17 protein-coding genes are annotated in these 15,324 nt (G+C 47.9%); 7 read left to right on the top strand and 10 right to left on the bottom strand.

From position 1 onward, the window contains the following. Positions 1-41: 41 nt before the first annotated feature. The 9 genes from H6G89_RS31890 to H6G89_RS31850 form a co-directional block, all read right to left on the bottom strand. Positions 42-551 carry a MerR family transcriptional regulator gene (locus H6G89_RS31890; protein ID WP_190514044.1) on the bottom strand — a complete coding sequence of 170 codons (510 nt, stop codon included), beginning with the start codon at positions 549-551 and terminating at the stop codon, positions 42-44. A gap of 253 nt (positions 552-804) precedes the next feature. Beyond that, positions 805-1,137, bottom strand: coding sequence for a hypothetical protein (locus H6G89_RS31885; RefSeq protein ID WP_190514043.1), 333 nt, complete (start codon positions 1,135-1,137; stop codon positions 805-807). A gap of 49 nt (positions 1,138-1,186) precedes the next feature. Beyond that, positions 1,187-1,687, bottom strand: a complete 501-nt coding sequence (locus tag H6G89_RS31880) for a hypothetical protein (protein ID WP_190514042.1) — start codon at positions 1,685-1,687, stop codon at positions 1,187-1,189. 102 nt (positions 1,688-1,789) lie between these two features. Further along, on the bottom strand, positions 1,790-3,925 hold the full coding sequence (locus H6G89_RS31875; protein ID WP_190514041.1) for a hypothetical protein: 2,136 nt from the start codon (positions 3,923-3,925) through the stop codon (positions 1,790-1,792). Beyond that, positions 3,922-4,194 carry a hypothetical protein gene (locus H6G89_RS31870; RefSeq protein ID WP_190514040.1) on the bottom strand — a complete coding sequence of 91 codons (273 nt, stop codon included), beginning with the start codon at positions 4,192-4,194 and terminating at the stop codon, positions 3,922-3,924. Before H6G89_RS31870 ends, H6G89_RS31875 begins: the two co-directional genes overlap by 4 nt. Before the next feature lie 2 nt (positions 4,195-4,196). Beyond that, positions 4,197-4,652, bottom strand: a complete 456-nt coding sequence (locus H6G89_RS31865) for a hypothetical protein (RefSeq protein WP_190514039.1) — start codon at positions 4,650-4,652, stop codon at positions 4,197-4,199. Positions 4,653-4,655: 3 nt separating this feature from the next. After that, positions 4,656-5,531, bottom strand: a complete 876-nt coding sequence (locus H6G89_RS31860; RefSeq protein WP_190514038.1) for a hypothetical protein — start codon at positions 5,529-5,531, stop codon at positions 4,656-4,658. Positions 5,532-5,566: 35 nt separating this feature from the next. Beyond that, positions 5,567-5,728: a hypothetical protein gene (locus tag H6G89_RS31855; RefSeq protein ID WP_190514037.1), complete on the bottom strand. Its 162-nt coding sequence runs from the start codon at positions 5,726-5,728 to the stop codon at positions 5,567-5,569. A gap of 178 nt (positions 5,729-5,906) precedes the next feature. Continuing rightward, complete coding sequence (locus H6G89_RS31850; RefSeq protein ID WP_190514036.1) at positions 5,907-6,761, bottom strand: hypothetical protein; 855 nt, start codon at positions 6,759-6,761, stop codon at positions 5,907-5,909. A gap of 158 nt (positions 6,762-6,919) precedes the next feature. Between H6G89_RS31850 and H6G89_RS31845 the strand changes: the two genes are divergently transcribed. The 7 genes from H6G89_RS31845 (at position 6,920) to H6G89_RS31815 (ending at position 14,137) form a co-directional block, all read left to right on the top strand. Beyond that, complete coding sequence (locus tag H6G89_RS31845) at positions 6,920-7,093, top strand: ribbon-helix-helix protein, CopG family (protein ID WP_199337053.1); 174 nt, start codon at positions 6,920-6,922, stop codon at positions 7,091-7,093. A gap of 94 nt (positions 7,094-7,187) precedes the next feature. Beyond that, positions 7,188-7,772, top strand: a complete 585-nt coding sequence (locus H6G89_RS31840) for a Uma2 family endonuclease (protein WP_190514035.1) — start codon at positions 7,188-7,190, stop codon at positions 7,770-7,772. A 35-nt stretch (positions 7,773-7,807) separates the two neighbouring features. Then, positions 7,808-8,434, top strand: a complete 627-nt coding sequence (locus tag H6G89_RS31835; protein WP_190514034.1) for a Uma2 family endonuclease — start codon at positions 7,808-7,810, stop codon at positions 8,432-8,434. A gap of 103 nt (positions 8,435-8,537) precedes the next feature. Further along, positions 8,538-8,825, top strand: coding sequence for a MerR family transcriptional regulator (locus tag H6G89_RS36520; RefSeq protein WP_375539712.1), 288 nt, complete (start codon positions 8,538-8,540; stop codon positions 8,823-8,825). A 36-nt stretch (positions 8,826-8,861) separates the two neighbouring features. Beyond that, a complete protein-coding gene (locus H6G89_RS31825) occupies positions 8,862-9,776 on the top strand; it encodes a hypothetical protein (protein WP_190514032.1) in 915 nt (304 codons plus the stop codon). 466 nt (positions 9,777-10,242) lie between these two features. Further along, positions 10,243-10,509: a hypothetical protein gene (locus H6G89_RS31820; protein ID WP_190514031.1), complete on the top strand. Its 267-nt coding sequence runs from the start codon at positions 10,243-10,245 to the stop codon at positions 10,507-10,509. Then, entirely contained in the window at positions 10,466-14,137 is a 3,672-nt protein-coding gene (locus H6G89_RS31815; protein WP_190514030.1) for a plasmid replication protein, CyRepA1 family, read from the top strand. Before H6G89_RS31820 ends, H6G89_RS31815 begins: the two co-directional genes overlap by 44 nt. Positions 14,138-14,541: 404 nt before the next feature. Here the strand turns inward: H6G89_RS31815 and H6G89_RS31810 are convergent, their stop codons facing one another. Continuing rightward, complete coding sequence (locus H6G89_RS31810; RefSeq protein ID WP_190514029.1) at positions 14,542-14,763, bottom strand: hypothetical protein; 222 nt, start codon at positions 14,761-14,763, stop codon at positions 14,542-14,544. Positions 14,764-15,324: the final 561 nt, after the last annotated feature.

Genomic DNA, 15,324 nt, shown 5'->3' with positions numbered 1-15,324 from the left:
TTACTCGGTTCAATAATTAGAATAATCGTCGCCACTCGTATCTAAACGGCTCTCACTATGGTTGTTTCAGGCGGTGAGAACTTGGCCCGTTGCCTGAAACTTTGGAAATCAATTATTTTTGAGCTTTGAGCCGACTTCCAGACATCGTCAACAACATCAGCTAGTGAAGGAATCGTGAAAAGTACAAGCTGACCAGGATTTGTACTCTTTTTTCCTGCAACCTTCATCACATTAGGCATATCAGACCAGTCAGGAAGCACCCAGTAAATCTCATCGTTCACAGAAACAAGGTGTTTATCTCGCAGGCTGTCATCAAAACCGCCATCTTCAAGAAAATGAATGATCTTACGGATTGTTTGCAAAGAAATTTTTTGTCGAAGATGGCTGATCGCTCGTATTTCTAAAACCTGTTCCCAGGTGTATAAAACTGTAGGCTTCTTAGGGTTTCCATACTTCTGAGGAACAACCACCCTGGATCTATCCAGATACGCAAGGCGACTAGATGTAGTTCCGGTAAGGACTATAGTTTCTTGCCTGGTAAAGTCATCCATTGGAAATCGGCTATCAGCTTACACAGCAAATCAAGAATACCCAGTAAGAGTGAAATACGTTTCGCCCTTGTTTCTATATGTTACATATAATAGAACGTTTACCAAAGTAAATCTTATATAAAATTGGCTTTAGTACAAATAAACTTATAAATTGTACTAAAGCCTCTGTCGGAAACCAGGTAATCCTTGACCGGATACAACACAGTTTTGTAATCCAGCGCCAGAGCTAGAGAAAAGATGAACGCGTCTGCCTCTACCCTTCAGACTCTGCCATCACGCCATAGAAGCTAATCTGCACAGTAGCAACCACCGAGGGAGCATTAGAGAATAGATCATCTGGGATGACAGGTGAATTGGCTGGGTAATGAAGCACATGCTCGACACGCCAAAGGAATCGATCTACCTTCAGCAAATCCCCAGCAACAGGCAACCGGGTTAACCCAAACTGTTCAGTTTCAGGAAATTTTTGAGCAATTTGAGCTTGCGAAGCTAGATACAAAGGATTGTTCTCTTCCCCTGGAAGACGCTGAAAGGCAACGTAGAGAACTCCTCGATCGTCATACACACGTTGAGACTGTTGAGACATTGCTTAACTCCTATTGATTGATAAACGGTTGAAATGAAGTGCTGGATCGTCAATTTTCAACAAAACAACTTGCGATCCATCCCTTTTGCTCTGGCTCAGTACGAGGCGGAACCAGTGCATCGAGCGAGGGGTAAAGGACAGGGGCGATCACTTCATACCAGACCACCCCATCTGACTGAATCGTGAGACCTGTGAAATTTACGCTGTCGCCGTATGCGACTACACCCACAATCGAACGAGGATCAAGACTTGGGTAAGCCCGAAAGTTAGCGTTCGATTCCCTGCCTGCACAGGTTTTGACCTGTCGAGTGTAATAGGTGGGCTGCTCTGGGGGCGGTTGAGCCAGAGGAGTGGGTGGAGACGGGACAACTTCTGAAGTAGTGGGAGAACTAACCTCTGGGTGAGGCTGAATTGAGTTCAAAGTCGCTGCTGACGTAGTTCTTACACTGCCCAAGCTGCTCGTAGCACGGCTATAGCCCATCAAGCCACCCACAGAGATCGCGGCAACACCTGACAGGAGAATCGGAACGGGAATCGGAGATTTTTTCATAAGATCCTTTTGAATTTGAATGATGGGTGATGGGCTGTTGATGGGTGCTGAAATCCAGGCAGGAAGAGTGATCCATCAACCCATCAGAACTATCAGTGACCATTAATTTGAGTCGTAGCGACTCATCCATTGCCGCCCATCAGCATTGAACTGCCCCAAGCCAGCACAGTTGATTGCCCGTAAGAATTGGGTAAAAGCTTCTGCACCGCCCTTTTCAGTGAATCCTTTATTTGAGCCCCAGTTCTGGCGGATTTCGCGCACATTCAGCCATTGCCCGTGCAAATTGCGATGGGAGAGGTACTCCAAAAATTCCACTCCCTGGGGCGGTAAGGCTGCAAAATCGACAGCAGCGATTGCCTCGTGCTCAGCGTCAGGCAAATCTAGAGAGCGATTGAGATGATCTACGGTGCTGCGGCGATCGTCTCCTCTTGACTGCTTATCTTCATTCCAGTCAAAGGTTAACCAGTCGCGTTGGACAAGATGGGGCAATTCCAGGGCTGGTTCAGCGTCATGAATGCCATCTGTGAAGTAGCCAGGTGGGGGTAAATAAACAAAGCACGGTGGTTCTCCAGGAAATTTAACTAAAGCAAACCATCGCTTACCAAGATCTGTCGTAGCTTCTTGTCTGAGTCGCTCCAATTCGCCTCTATATCGACGTTTGAGAACACTGGTGCTACACGTCCATTCGATGCCAGCATCAATCGCATCACCTAAGTACCACAGGGTGAAATTTTTGATATGGGGACGCTGTAAGCCATAGGCACTGGGATTTGTGTTCTGCCCGGCAGCGATCACTCGCACCAGTTCCGATCGCCCAACTCGTGAGGTAAAAAGGATTGGCTCCGAGACTTCGCGCTTGTTGTCGGCAACCAATTGTTCGGCTTCATCTACCACAAAGATAAGAGGCTGCTCAGACGATACTTCACCCTGGTAGTCTGCCAATGCTGCGCGATCGAGGCGGCGGCGGATCTCTAGCCCCATTTCCTTTACCCCATCGACTGCCGAAGGAAATACCAAACCATCGGGAGCCTGCCACCGATCAAACATCCGATATTGAGGCTTTACGCGGCGACCATTGAGGTAGAACTTAGATCGGGGAAACTTTGGATCGGCATATTGGACATTTACACCTGCCAGCACATTGACCGTATCCCAGTCGGCGCGGGCTTTTTGGATAGCTTCAAAGTCTTGGCTGGCGGCATCAGTAAGGTTGCTGATCAACGTAGATTTGCCGCCACCGGTGCCACCCATCACCAGGTCATGATGGGACTGTCCAACCGCTTTCTTGAAATAGTCAAAGCCCTGTAGAGTCAGTGATTGGGGTTGCTTCTTCCTACTTTCCTGTGGAGTTTGCAGTTCTAGCAAAATTACGCCGCCTTCCATTGAAAAGGTTGGCTCCCGCTCTAGATCTTCTAGCTGGTTGGGTAATTCTTGGACGATCGCCTTCACATCAGATTGTTTGACCATTTCACGGGGTCGAAGCCAGACGTAATCGGCATTGTGAACAGTGGAACAATCCTGGTAATCGACGAGCACTCCCAGACCCACAAATACCTCCTGAATCAGCCCTGCAACCCGCTCTAAACGGCTTGTACCCAGTGGTTCTTTTAACCGTAGGTTGCGAACCAATTGGTCGTTTAGCCGAGCAATTTCCAGCATCAGGCGATCGATCTCAGCCTGGTGCTGACGGTCCTTCTGGTCGAGATGAAATGCCAGGTTTTCTTCTAGGGCTTCCCGCTCCTGAAGCAGCATCTTTTCAGCCCGCTCCCGTCGCTCCTCCAGTTGTTTTTGGGCTTCTGCTCGTTCTTGCATCATCTGCTGGTCTATGGACTCAGCCCATTGATGCAGGGCTTCCCGTTCCTGCTGCAATTGGGCTTTTTCAGTTTCAACTCGCTCAAAGTCTTGCCCAAACTGAGTTTGCTGTAGCTGAAATTGAGATAGATAGTGGGCTTTTTCAGTTTCAAATGACTGATACACCTGCGCCAAATGGGTATCCAATTGAATTTGATATTGAGACTGAAGCTGCGCCACTTTCAATTCATAAGCAGCAGCCAAATCGCCTTCTAAATCGATGGATTCGGTCTCCGTCTCCTCCTTCTTCTGACACAAAACTGAGATCGCGCACCCAGCCCCGACAGAACGGATACTCCACCACATCCAATCCCAATTTGGATCTTTGATGCCAAAAGACAGCACCGATGCAGCAGCGATCGCCAACAGCAAACTCTGTTCATTCATGTCAGCACCCCCAGAAGAATGCCAAACAAGGCAAGGGCAAGCGGAAAGCCTTGCTGTAGCTGCTGCAAGTAGTAAGAGTGTGTGGGCTGGGCATCGAGCCATTTAAGCCATTGAAACCACAGTACAAAGCCCACCAGTAGAGCCATTAAGACACCTAGAAGCAGCACCATTGGGGGTAGCCAACCTGCCAGGGCAAGCCACCGCACCAGTTGGGCACATTGACCAGGAACCAAAATCGCCACAAGTCCTACAGCAAAACGCGTTTGCATACTCAACCTCCTAGGCGAGGCGAGCTAAACAGACCTGGAAGAGCTTGCCCTTTGAGGCGCATTTCGCTCCGGCGATCGTCGTTGTTGAACTGGGCTTCTGACAGGCTCAAATCCAGCAATTGCAGGCGTTGACGAATCATTTGCCGATTCAATTCACGCTCTTGGGTAGCAAATTGCAGTTTGTCGCGGGTAGAGCCGATGGAAACATCGATAACCTGAGTTTCCAAGCGGGTCTGATCTAGGGTTAGTCGCTTTTGGTAACCCTGCTCCTGGGCAATTGTGAGATCGGTACGGGCGATCGCAAGGTGTTCGCGGGCGACATCCACCTTCACCCACTTCGTTTGGGCAGTCAGGCGTTCTTTCTCCCGATCTGCTCTCAATCCGTCGATTTTGATTTCACGGATATCCTGCTGAAGACGCTCAGACTCGCGTTTGAACTGGCTTTCGGTCATTCCCATCAGTTAGTGCCTCTGTTGAATTGCAGGTGGAGTGTAGGAGGGGCGTTCGACCGACTGCCTCGCTAAAGCCGCGAACACGTAACTGCTAACGGCAGCAAGAGCAACCATTGCAGAGCACAAAAGCGCGATCGCCAAAGGATCTTGGTAGTTAAACCACCGCGACCAGGGCGAATCTTCAGAGGAAACGTTTTGCTCAACGTAGAGATCTGAGGTTGGGATCTTCGACACCACCTCAGCGTTGTTCTGGCTGGACTGGCGCTGCGCCTCCAAGATGACCTGGGTATAGGTTTTGAACTTCTCAAGCTCAAGCTGTTGCTGCTGAAACAACAGGTCTGACTGGGATTGATGATTTACTTCCGCACGGGCGATCGCCCGATCTACTGCCGCCTGAACATGGGGAGCCAGAGCCGAGGCAACTTGCTGAGCAGGATTAACAGCACCAGGTGGATGTTGCATGAGATTGGCAGGGGCATAATCAGCCCCAAAAGGCGAAGTTGAAGCAACAACTTCCGGAGATGTTAGGCGAGTCGGAGATAACGCAGACGGGTAATGAGGTTGTGGCTGGATAGACTGCGATTGAGCAGGAGCGATCGCACCAGGTTGGTTGGATCGGAGAAATTGCCCTAGTTCTTGCTCAAACTGCTGAATTTGAGGCGTACAAGGCAAGAGGTGACAGAGTTTCACCAATCCAGCCAGTGAGTAAAATATGCGCTCTACGTTGTCCTGCCCACGCACCCGCAGATAATCTTCGTTCTCGCCCAGTTGAGGACGATGCTTGCGGATCTGATAGTCTGTTGTGCCCAGCTTTGCTAGAGTTAGCGCGGTTGGCAGAAGCAGTCCATAGTCAGGGTCTGCGTAGGTTGACAGTGAAAAATTCATATCAACAGATCCTTTGAGTAAGGGGTTGAGGAGCTTTAGCGTTGCAGATGAGCCAGATAAGCGGCTATGGCTTTACTTGCAAGGGCATCAATGCTTTCGGTTGGCTGGCTATCAAGGGTTTGCTGCATACGGCGAAACAATGGCTCTGGAATGACAATTTCTAGGGCGATCGGTGCATTAGGGCAGGTAGCGATCATGTTGAAAACTCCTAAATTCCCTGCATGGCTCAAAACACAGCAAAAGCAGGGGGTTATCACTTTTGCAAAAGGCTTAATACAGAAGAGTTGTGAGGCGGTGAAGAGTTCGATGGTTTAGCGATCGACAGCATTGCAACTAGAGCGATTAGCGCAATTGACACCGTGAAACACACTAAAATCAGCCAGCAGGACTGGAACTGCTTGTAGCGGTAGGCTTTCCCAGACCTTGCAGCACATCCAGAGCATCTTGCAGGGCTTGAGTTTCTTCGCTTTGGGCAGCACTGACCTGGTTTGCCCTCTCGCGGTAGAGGCGTTGCTCCAGCCTCAATTCCTGCGCTTTGGCGGTGATAGCGGTTTTAGCTTTTCGCGTTTGTTGGAGTTTCTGCTCCCGCTGCTCAATATCCCGCTGCATCGCGTTTTGAACAAAATCAGCAGCTTCTAAAAACTGATCAGCCAGGGCAAGTGGATCTTCGATTTCAATTGATTCAATGTGGCGCAAACCTTCCAGAGAGTAGCTTTGAGGCAAAACTGGAGGAGGCACCACAATTTTGTGATTGCCAGATTCAACCTCGATCGTCACGTTTAGAGGCTTCTCAGCTTGAGTCTGAACAGGCTCTGTAGATGGATCGGGAGCAGGATATTTGGCTCTAGCCTCTGCCAGAAACATCTCAGCAGCCCGATCGCCCTTCTCCTTGGCAGCCTTGTAAGCCCTCAAAACTTCGATTCCAGCAGCCGTAAATTCTTCAATCTGTCGCCCAGATCGCTTCACTGTACGGGTTACGACTCGCAAGGGCATAGGGAAATAGCGGAAGGCTGGCTCGATGGCTTCCTCCCACCACACTTTACGCAACGTACTTTCGTTAACACCAACCTCAGTAGCAGCTTCCGTCCAGTTCCAGGTGCAATACTCGTCCGATTTGCTCCGATCGCTCTCCGATTCTTGATCCGAAACAGCAATCCCGGATGAGTCCGGGATGTATTGAGTTGCAGCAAAGTCGGGGGCTTCAATCCCCTGAAATTCCTGATAATTCATGGTTTCCGCCTTTTGTACGAATTCTTATGTGTGGGCTGAAAAAGATCCGGGTTGGTATGGGTTGATCCGCTTCCTTACAAAAGATGGTAGCATAAGGTAGACAAAAGTAGATTACTTTTATCAAAAGACGACCCAGCGTAGACAATGGAGAAAAGTATATGTGTTTAATTGAAGTGCCTACTGATAAAGCCAGAGTAGCCACCTATATAGAGGAGGAACTGAAGCAGAAACTAGAGCGGTTAGCCGCTCTAGAGGATCGAAGCGTGAGCAATTTCTTAGAACGTCTGATTAGGCAAGTTGTCGAACAGGCTGAAAAGGAAGGCAAACTCTAGCGGACCTAGCTTTTATCTTCTTCTGAAGTATCTAAGCCATCATTTATATAGGAAGCAGCTAAGGCAATATATGCTTCGTGCAGAGGTGAACACCATGACACAGCAACTACTTGAAAAAGCTGACCAGGTAACGGTTTACCCCGATCGCACCTGGGAACAGTTCAAGCACATTCAAAAAGGCTTGGAAGGCGTTGCCAATGTCAGGTTGTCTTACTACAACGGCACGATTGAGATTCTGATGCCCGGAGAAAATCACGAATTTTTCAAAACCATTATTGGGTTTCTGATAGAACTGTTTCTTATGCAGCGTGGCGTTGAGTTCATCCCCGCCGGGTCAATGACTCAAGAGAAAGAAGGAACCGCTTCAGCCCAGGCTGACGAATCTTACTGGGTTTCTCAAAAGAAGCCGGTGCCCGACCTGGCGATCGAAGTGGTATTCACCAACCGCGTCAATAAACTGGAGCGATATCAGGCGCTAGGGGTTGCCGAAGTCTGGTTCTGGGAAGACGGCGTTTTCACCCTCTATCACTTGCGATCGGGCGGCTATGAGCGAATTCAGCGCAGCGAACTTCCCGAACTGCGGGATCTAGACATTGACTTGTTAAGCCGATGCGTCCTCATGGCTGAAACCTCCAGAGTCGAAGCTTACAACGAGTTTCGGAGAGAAATTAGCCAGTAGAACAGGCAAACACTACGTGGAGCAAAGCCAACACCATGTACGCAACCACCGTCACAAAACCACTGACGTTTGAGGAGTTCCTGGACTGGGACGACGGTTCAGGCAGAGATTTTGAGCTAATTGATGGGATTCCCGTGCCACTATCTGAACCAAACGCCAACCACGAGGATCTGATCCAGCGGTTGTGTTCCTACCTCGAAAACCATTGCCAGGAGAACAATCTACCTTTAGTGCCTCGGCAATCTAAACAAATTCGACTAAAGATAGGGATAGAAGAGAAAGAGCGAAGCCGGAAAGCCGACATTGTCGTGTTCAACCAGGAAGAATGGCAACGGATGAAGGCTCTCTCGATCTCGGCTGCCGCATACACTGCACCACCAGGTGTCATCGAAGTCGTCAGCAACAACTGGAAAGACGACTACTTGACCAAACTGGCTGAGTATGAGGATTTGGGCATCTCAGAATACTTCATCATCGACTACGCAGCCTTCGGCGGTATTCGGTATATTGGTTCGCCCAAGCAGCCAACAATTACTATTTATCAACTTGAAGAAGGAGAATATCTACCCGGAAAAGTTTATCGGGGACAAGACAAAATTGAGTCTCGGCTATTCCCAAACCTAACCCTGACCGCCGAACAGATTTTTGCCATGAGTCGGTAGGTTCTGAGCAGGTGTAGCAGAAATCCAAATAAATAAGATCTAGCGGGAAAAAACTGTTAATCTATGTCAACAGGATACGCACACCTATGCAAACCTATTTAAAATGCAACTGTCTTTATTGGTGACTGCCATGAGTGATTCAAATCTTCTGGCGATCGGTGAGGTAGCAACTGCCCTAAGCCGGAGCATCGATACAATTCGACGGTGGGACCGGCAAGGCTGGCTGAAACCAAGCGTCCGCCAATGGGACGGAACACGGCTCTACAGAGCTGATTACGTTGCTCACTTTAAACGCTTACTGGCGCAGGGCGCTGCTCCAAAGGAGGCACTCGAACAAATCTACGCTCAGTACCATACACAACCCGAGAAGATTACAGCCGAAGCAAGTTGATACAGCGAGGGAATACCGAACTTAGAAGGTAGAAGAATGATTCTGGGAGCCAAGCCCGCTAACCATTATCAAATCAATGCAACTCTTTCTCACTCAAAGGAAGAGCCTGTTGAGCGTGGAAGCAATTTTCTCCCTAGCGTAAACTCTACCCCACCATCAAAACCCTCACTCCACCAAACTGATAATCCTTCCTCATCACAAGGAAATCACCTTTCTTCAAAAGCAGCAGATACAAAGCCTGCAGACTCCCTCAACAGAATCGCTCATCGGACAAAAAACTATGAAGCATTACAGGAGTTAACTGTAGAGGCTGAAGGTCTTCTCGGCTTCTCGATGGACACTGCCTTCTGCAACATGAAACCCGGATTCATTAATGACCTGATTTCAAAAGCAGCAGGTCTATTGGCAGAGCTTCCACTTAGACGGTATAGGAAGCTAATGCAGCTCTGTCCCAGCATTGAGAAACTGCTGCAAGAATTTGGTTCTGAGGAAGTAGAAATTTTCCCAGAGATTAAAACAGGTCACGGTGATTTGGATTTGTTCGTGCGTTTTCCAAGTAAGCAGTACTTTGCGATCGCACTTCGTGCCGTTGGATACGCAGCAATCACCTATCGAGAAGACAAAGAAGCTTTATATTTCAAATACCTTAAAGGCGCGAAAGGGGTAAAGCGATGGAATATTGACCATCTCAAAGACCTGAGCGATCAGGAGTTTTGGATCAGAAAGAATGAGAAAGAATTGTTCGGTACTTCTGCCAGGGATGTCCGTCGTCCCCTCACAAAAATTCTTGCTTTGGCAGGAGAAACGCAGCTAGGCAAAAACTCAGAGCACTTGTACTTAGATACAAATGAGGTAAAAGCCTTAGCCGTCCAGAGAAAATCAACTACCTATGTCATGGAGGAAACTGAGCTTGTTAGCTTTATTCGATACTGGTTAAAAAAACACGCCTAACCCCTTTAAAAGTGATAGCCGCCCACATCGAACCTCGACGTAGACGACTACCACAAACGTAACCAGGGTGTAAATCTTTCTTGAGCGGAAGATCCCAAAATCACCCAGCAATCCAACCCAGACAGGTCTAGGTTAGACCTACCTGTTTTCATATTAATCGATTCTTAGACCTTGATGTCTAGGTATAGCACTAAAATGTGCATCTAGCGCAACTTTCGGCAATTTCTAAAGAATTAAAAACTTGCGCCAAGACTGGCACCGAGATTAATTGAATTGGATTGTTTGGGCATTGGACACCCTGAGTAGCTGCAAAACACCTACTCAAGGAACTTCAAAATGTCACAAATACCGTTAATTAGGGATTTAGCTCCGACTATCCCTAAACCCGAAACAGTACCCAAGTCAAAAAACAAATCCAATTCCAATCAAAAGCAAGCCGCTTCCAAAGCATCCTCAAGAAATCGGATTGGATCAAAGCCTCACCAAGAGGCAGAAAGCCAGCCAGAGGCAGCACTCGCTACTGCACAAAAATTATGCGAGTGCTGCCGAATTTGCGGTTTCCCGATCGCTATCCCTGGATTGGACGCTTCCCTTTGCTCCAATCCAGCTAAAACTTGCGGCTCAAATGGTTGGGTCGTTGACCCAGTATGGCTTGCTACTAACCCCCATCGAAATAAAGGGGGTATGGCATGAGCAAATTCATCGAAGCCAACCGCCGCAACGGAGCTTGTGAAGTTTGTGGCGACGAGACTGGCAAGTGCCGACGCAAAAATGACATTCACTTGTGCATGACCTACAGCGATGCCCGCAAAGGTCAAATTGAGAATGGATTCAAGTGCATCAGCAACAAAAACAACGGCTGGGCAACCTTCAAAATTGACCACTCCAAAGAGTGGTCAGACGAGCAAAAACGGGAATGGCAAGCCAAAAACCTTCAGAGGAGGCAGCAGCAACAGACCGAGGCAGCAGCACGACAGGCGCGATCTCTACCTGAAGTCGAGCGAGACAAACAGTATCGAGCGTTACTAGCAGAACTTGAACTGCACCCAGAGGATCGAGCGGATTTAGTCCGTAGAGGCTTCACCCAAGAACAAATTGATTTGTGTGGCTTCAAGTCTGTTGAGCGATACCAACAGCTTCAGGGACGTTATAACGACCTGCTACCAGGGGTGGGAGTTGGCGGTCGCCAGCTCGTTAATTTTGACGCAGGCTATCTCTGCCCAATTCGCAACAAAGATGGTTTGATCGTCGCCTGCCAGGTTCGCCTCCGACACCTGCGAGATGGTGAAAAGAACCGCTATCGCTGGCTCACCAGTGCTACGAAAAATCGCCCTGATGGGCAAACTTCTCACCTTTATCCCCAGCAAGCTGAAGGAGCTGCGCCTCAAGGCGAACTACCAATTGCCGTTTCTCGCCCCAGTGATGCACCGATCGGGATTGGTCTGGTCGAGGGTACTGGAGCAAAGCCTTTTCTGACCAGCCAGCGGCTAAACCTACTCATCATCAGTGCCGCTGGTGGTCTGTTCGCCAGTTCGCCAAAATTTTTTCAAGAAGCTCTAGAAGCTGCCTCAAACGAACTGGGAAAAGCCAAGGAAATTATCCTCTACCCCGATGCTGGTGACGTTCAGAATCGTCATGTGATGGACCGATGGGGCAAACTATATGCCCTACTGAAATCATGGGAATACAGCCTCAAAATCGCCTGGTGGGGGCAAGTCAGCAAAGACAATAAAGATATTGATGAGCTGCCGGCATCCGATTACAACCGCATCCAATTCATTGAGTTTGACCAGTTTAGAGCGATCGCTGTCGAGCATGGTGGTGTTAAACTAACCCGGCAAGCCACTCTCAAACAGGCTCAGCAATCACTTCAAAGCCTTCAGGCAGAGATTGACGAGCGGAATTATCAGAGCTTATCGCGGTTGACTCGTGAACCCTGGAAACGGATTAACACCTCCAACCTTGACTTAGAGGCATTAGGATTGGAGCGAAATGCAATCTATGTTATCTGCTCTGCAAAAGGCACAGGCAAAACAGAAGCATTGATCCCCTTTGTACCGCAGTTCTCCAATGTCTATGCATGGTTCAACCGAATTGCATTGGGTCGGGAGGAGACCGAACGGATTGGATTGATATGGAAGGACGACATGAAATCCTTCGCAGGCACCCTGAAGGTAGGTTTCTGCTCTAACTCAGCCCATCAATTCAACCCACGCTTGCTCCAGACAAATGGATTGCTATTGGGTGATGAATTTGACCAGTTAGCGGACCATAACTTTGGTGATACCTGCAACAAAGGTGGGGTACGACCAATGATTCTTTCAAGTTTGAAAGCTCAAATCCATGCAGCTCTTGCAGGCGGAGGACTCTGCCTGTTTATGAGTGCTGACATTACAGACAAGGATGTAGAGTATATTGAACGACTCGCTCCCCCTGAAACGCCAGTCCGTCTAATCGTTAATGATTACCGACCAAAGCTCGGTGAGGTTCGATTTGATGAGTCCAAAACACCAGATCGGCTAATCAGTGAGCTTCTACAGCAGTTAGAAAAAGGGCAGCCCTGCTTTGTAATTGATGACTTGAAGTCGGGAATCAGGGGCTGCAAATCGATCGCTGAGTACATTCGTCGCCTACACCCTGAGTGGGCAAAGGAAATTCTAGAAATTAACGGGGATACGAGCGGAGATCCTCAAGTGATCGAGTCCTTACGGGTTATTAACAAAGCCAGCGAGAAATTTAGGCTTATTTGTTGCAGTCCCAGTGTCGTTAGTGGCATCAGCATCCAGAATGGGCGCTTTTCCAAAGGTGTCTTTGGCTTCTTCAACGGAATTCTAGTTGTATCGCAAGCATCACAGGCGATCGCCCGTAACCGAGGAGCAAAGCTTATTCGAGTATGGGCAGCCGAACGAGGAGTAGCCTTTGCAGCCAATCGCTCCACAGACCCAGCAGAAATCAAGGCATGGTATCAGCGTAACTACCAAGCCAATTGCAAGCACCTCCTTAGCTTTGGAGCAGAGTACAACCCAATGACAAGTGAATGGGATTCTCCTCACTTCGACCTATTCTGCAAAAATGCCGCATACCGAAATGCCTGCATGACTCAGTTTCGTCAGCGGTTCAAGGAGCGATTGAAAGAGGAAGGCTATGAAGTCAAAACAACACACAAAGGAGGAGACAAGTTCACTGAAGCGGGTCTGCAAGCAGCATGGTGGGATATCAAAGTTTCTCGCGCTCACGCCATTGCGAATGCAGAACTGTTGTCTGAAAGTGAACTAAACCGCCTCTTAAACGCTCCTAAAGCACCTGACCCAATCGAACAGCTTTCGATCGAGAAAACCTTACTCTTGAGACGGTTTGGTCAGGAACTGATTGATAAAACCGTCTATGAGTACAAATCAGGGGAGTTAAGGGAAACCTTTACTGGATTTGTTGGTATAGCCCTGAAAAACGAGCGAGGGCAGTATGCGAGGCAATTGGAGGCTTTCTATCTGTTGCAAGCCGATGTATCTGAGGCGATCGCCAAAGATCTTGCACCAGAAGAACGGCAGATGAAAGAAACGGGCGAACGATTTGGGGGCGATGTTCGCTGGCACACTCGCCAAAAAAGAACACGAGAGTGGCTAAAGGTGCCCGACTACCTCAAACCGGAGCGATGGTACTACCCGGGTGACTTGGCACAATTAGGAGACCAGTCGCGACAACAGCCAGGCGAAGTAAAAGACTCACTAAACCTGAGCACAGCCAATCTCTATGATGGTCAGATTTACACCGAATTGTTAGGGCAGCTTGGGCTGGAGACAGAATGGGAGTGGCAAACCAGCGCTGAGGGCAATCGCTATAAACGCCGTCGCATCAGCAAGCAATCCTGGGAATACGCTCAGATGTATGTTCGTTATCGAGAGTCACAGAAGGATCTGCAAGCAGATTCTACAGAATCAATGAAACCAAGAATCGCTCCAGCCACCGGTTTGGAAAGTGAATCTGATCACCCTCCCCATAACTTTCTTAGTAAAGCCAGTTTGGGGGGTGATCAGGCTGAGAACTTTCAGGAATCTGATTCACCTCCTATTGAATCTTCTTCTATCGTAGAAACCTTGTCTGAAGCCACTTCTTCAGCAAGTTCTGGTTCAAATTCTCCCACCAAAGATCTTCAGTTTAGTAAGAACGAAGTTTTCTACGCTGTGTGTTTAATAGAGGTTTGCCAGTCTTTGCAAGCGTTCTCCCGAATGGGCCAGGAGGTTTTCAAAGGAAAATCTGCTAACTTCTGGCATTGTGTGTTTCAGTTCCTAAGCCCTGAGATGCGCGAGCGTGTCTTTGGTTGGTTTAATACTCTAAGTCCGTTGTCTTCAGAGGTGACTTAGCTCGATAAACTTACCAATTATCTTCCTTGTTTGGCAGATCTATCCGGTACTGCCACAGCTTGCTGCTTCTTGTTTCTTGCTATTGTGTCTATTTTTCAAACATAGATAGCTTAAGCAGTGATTTGAATTTAGTAATCCTCTAGAAATGTTTTCCAGTAGGAAACTGTGGCAGTTGAACCAAGGGTATGAAGAGAGTTAGCTTGCTCAATTATTTAGTGGTGCAATCTGCGACTGAGGGAAGGTAATTATTGTGAATAAAGAGATTAAACCAAGCGAGAGTATTGGTATGGGAAAGAGAGCTTCAGGCAGAATTATTTGTATTTTTAAGGGATAAATTGGATTAATTTTAGATTGTGAATTGGTTTGGATAAGGAGGGGGGACAAGGAGTGTCCCCGCAGGAGAGTTAGAAGAGTTCCGGGAACGCCTTAGAGTTGAGCCAGTAGGCGGCGGTGAGTCGTGAGCAATTGCGTTGTAGAGCGACTTGCCCGATCGCAGTTTCAACAATGATTTGCTGGTCAGCAGAGAGGTTAGAAAGTGAAAGGAATTGAATTGCTTCAATAGCAGAAGCAGACAGAGAAGGTGCTGTAAGGGCAGATTGAACAGGTCTAACGAGAGTTGATACCATTGAAGAACCTCTAATAGGTAGGGCATCCGATTCGATTGGCGTTGAGCGGATGCCTTTTGAATATGCATTCATTTTAGCTTAATCCATATACAAATTCAATATGCAATTCAATTGAGCGATCGCACTGAGCAAGTCAACTGCTAGAACTCAAACAGACCAATAAACTCAGGCACTACAATCAAAAACTCATAACTTTCCAATAGATTTGAATTGCTTATATCCAATCCATTATGAAGAGAGTAGATGGTTTGATTCATAGTAAATTCAAATGAATATGGGTTAATTGTATTGGATGTTTCTATAATTTGATACGGATTTCTAATGTATTGGATTGGATGAACCTTGTGATCCCCATAAGCCAAACCAGTACTCGGAACGCCAAAATGCACACCCAGCAAGGCTTTCAGCTATTTTACTTAATTGCGATCGTATGGGGATCACAGGTGCAATCCAATTCAAATGATAAAAGATTCAAATAGATTGGGTTGCATTTGAATTGCTTATAGGTAGCGATCGCTATATTAGATTGGATGCAAAGAAGTTCAGAACTTCTTTGCATCC

This window comes from Oscillatoria sp. FACHB-1407 (genome assembly GCF_014697545.1).
Taxonomy (GTDB): Bacteria; Cyanobacteriota; Cyanobacteriia; order Elainellales; family Elainellaceae; genus FACHB-1407.
This window is presented reverse-complemented; position numbering and strand designations above follow the sequence as displayed.

Excerpts from the sequence above, each read along its gene's own strand:
- H6G89_RS31890 (WP_190514044.1), bottom strand. The coding sequence starts at position 551 with ATGGATGACTTTACCAGGCAAGAAACTATAGTCCTTACCGGAACTACA.
- H6G89_RS31885 (WP_190514043.1), bottom strand. The coding sequence starts at position 1,137 with ATGTCTCAACAGTCTCAACGTGTGTATGACGATCGAGGAGTTCTCTAC.
- H6G89_RS31880 (WP_190514042.1), bottom strand. The coding sequence starts at position 1,687 with ATGAAAAAATCTCCGATTCCCGTTCCGATTCTCCTGTCAGGTGTTGCC.
- H6G89_RS31875 (WP_190514041.1), bottom strand. The coding sequence starts at position 3,925 with ATGAATGAACAGAGTTTGCTGTTGGCGATCGCTGCTGCATCGGTGCTG.
- H6G89_RS31870 (WP_190514040.1), bottom strand. The coding sequence starts at position 4,194 with ATGCAAACGCGTTTTGCTGTAGGACTTGTGGCGATTTTGGTTCCTGGT.
- H6G89_RS31865 (WP_190514039.1), bottom strand. The coding sequence starts at position 4,652 with ATGGGAATGACCGAAAGCCAGTTCAAACGCGAGTCTGAGCGTCTTCAG.
- H6G89_RS31860 (WP_190514038.1), bottom strand. The coding sequence starts at position 5,531 with ATGAATTTTTCACTGTCAACCTACGCAGACCCTGACTATGGACTGCTT.
- H6G89_RS31855 (WP_190514037.1), bottom strand. The coding sequence starts at position 5,728 with ATGATCGCTACCTGCCCTAATGCACCGATCGCCCTAGAAATTGTCATT.
- H6G89_RS31850 (WP_190514036.1), bottom strand. The coding sequence starts at position 6,761 with ATGAATTATCAGGAATTTCAGGGGATTGAAGCCCCCGACTTTGCTGCA.
- H6G89_RS31845 (WP_199337053.1), top strand. The coding sequence starts at position 6,920 with ATGTGTTTAATTGAAGTGCCTACTGATAAAGCCAGAGTAGCCACCTAT.
- H6G89_RS31840 (WP_190514035.1), top strand. The coding sequence starts at position 7,188 with ATGACACAGCAACTACTTGAAAAAGCTGACCAGGTAACGGTTTACCCC.
- H6G89_RS31835 (WP_190514034.1), top strand. The coding sequence starts at position 7,808 with ATGTACGCAACCACCGTCACAAAACCACTGACGTTTGAGGAGTTCCTG.
- H6G89_RS36520 (WP_375539712.1), top strand. The coding sequence starts at position 8,538 with ATGCAACTGTCTTTATTGGTGACTGCCATGAGTGATTCAAATCTTCTG.
- H6G89_RS31825 (WP_190514032.1), top strand. The coding sequence starts at position 8,862 with ATGATTCTGGGAGCCAAGCCCGCTAACCATTATCAAATCAATGCAACT.
- H6G89_RS31815 (WP_190514030.1), top strand. The coding sequence starts at position 10,466 with ATGAGCAAATTCATCGAAGCCAACCGCCGCAACGGAGCTTGTGAAGTT.
- H6G89_RS31810 (WP_190514029.1), bottom strand. The coding sequence starts at position 14,763 with ATGGTATCAACTCTCGTTAGACCTGTTCAATCTGCCCTTACAGCACCT.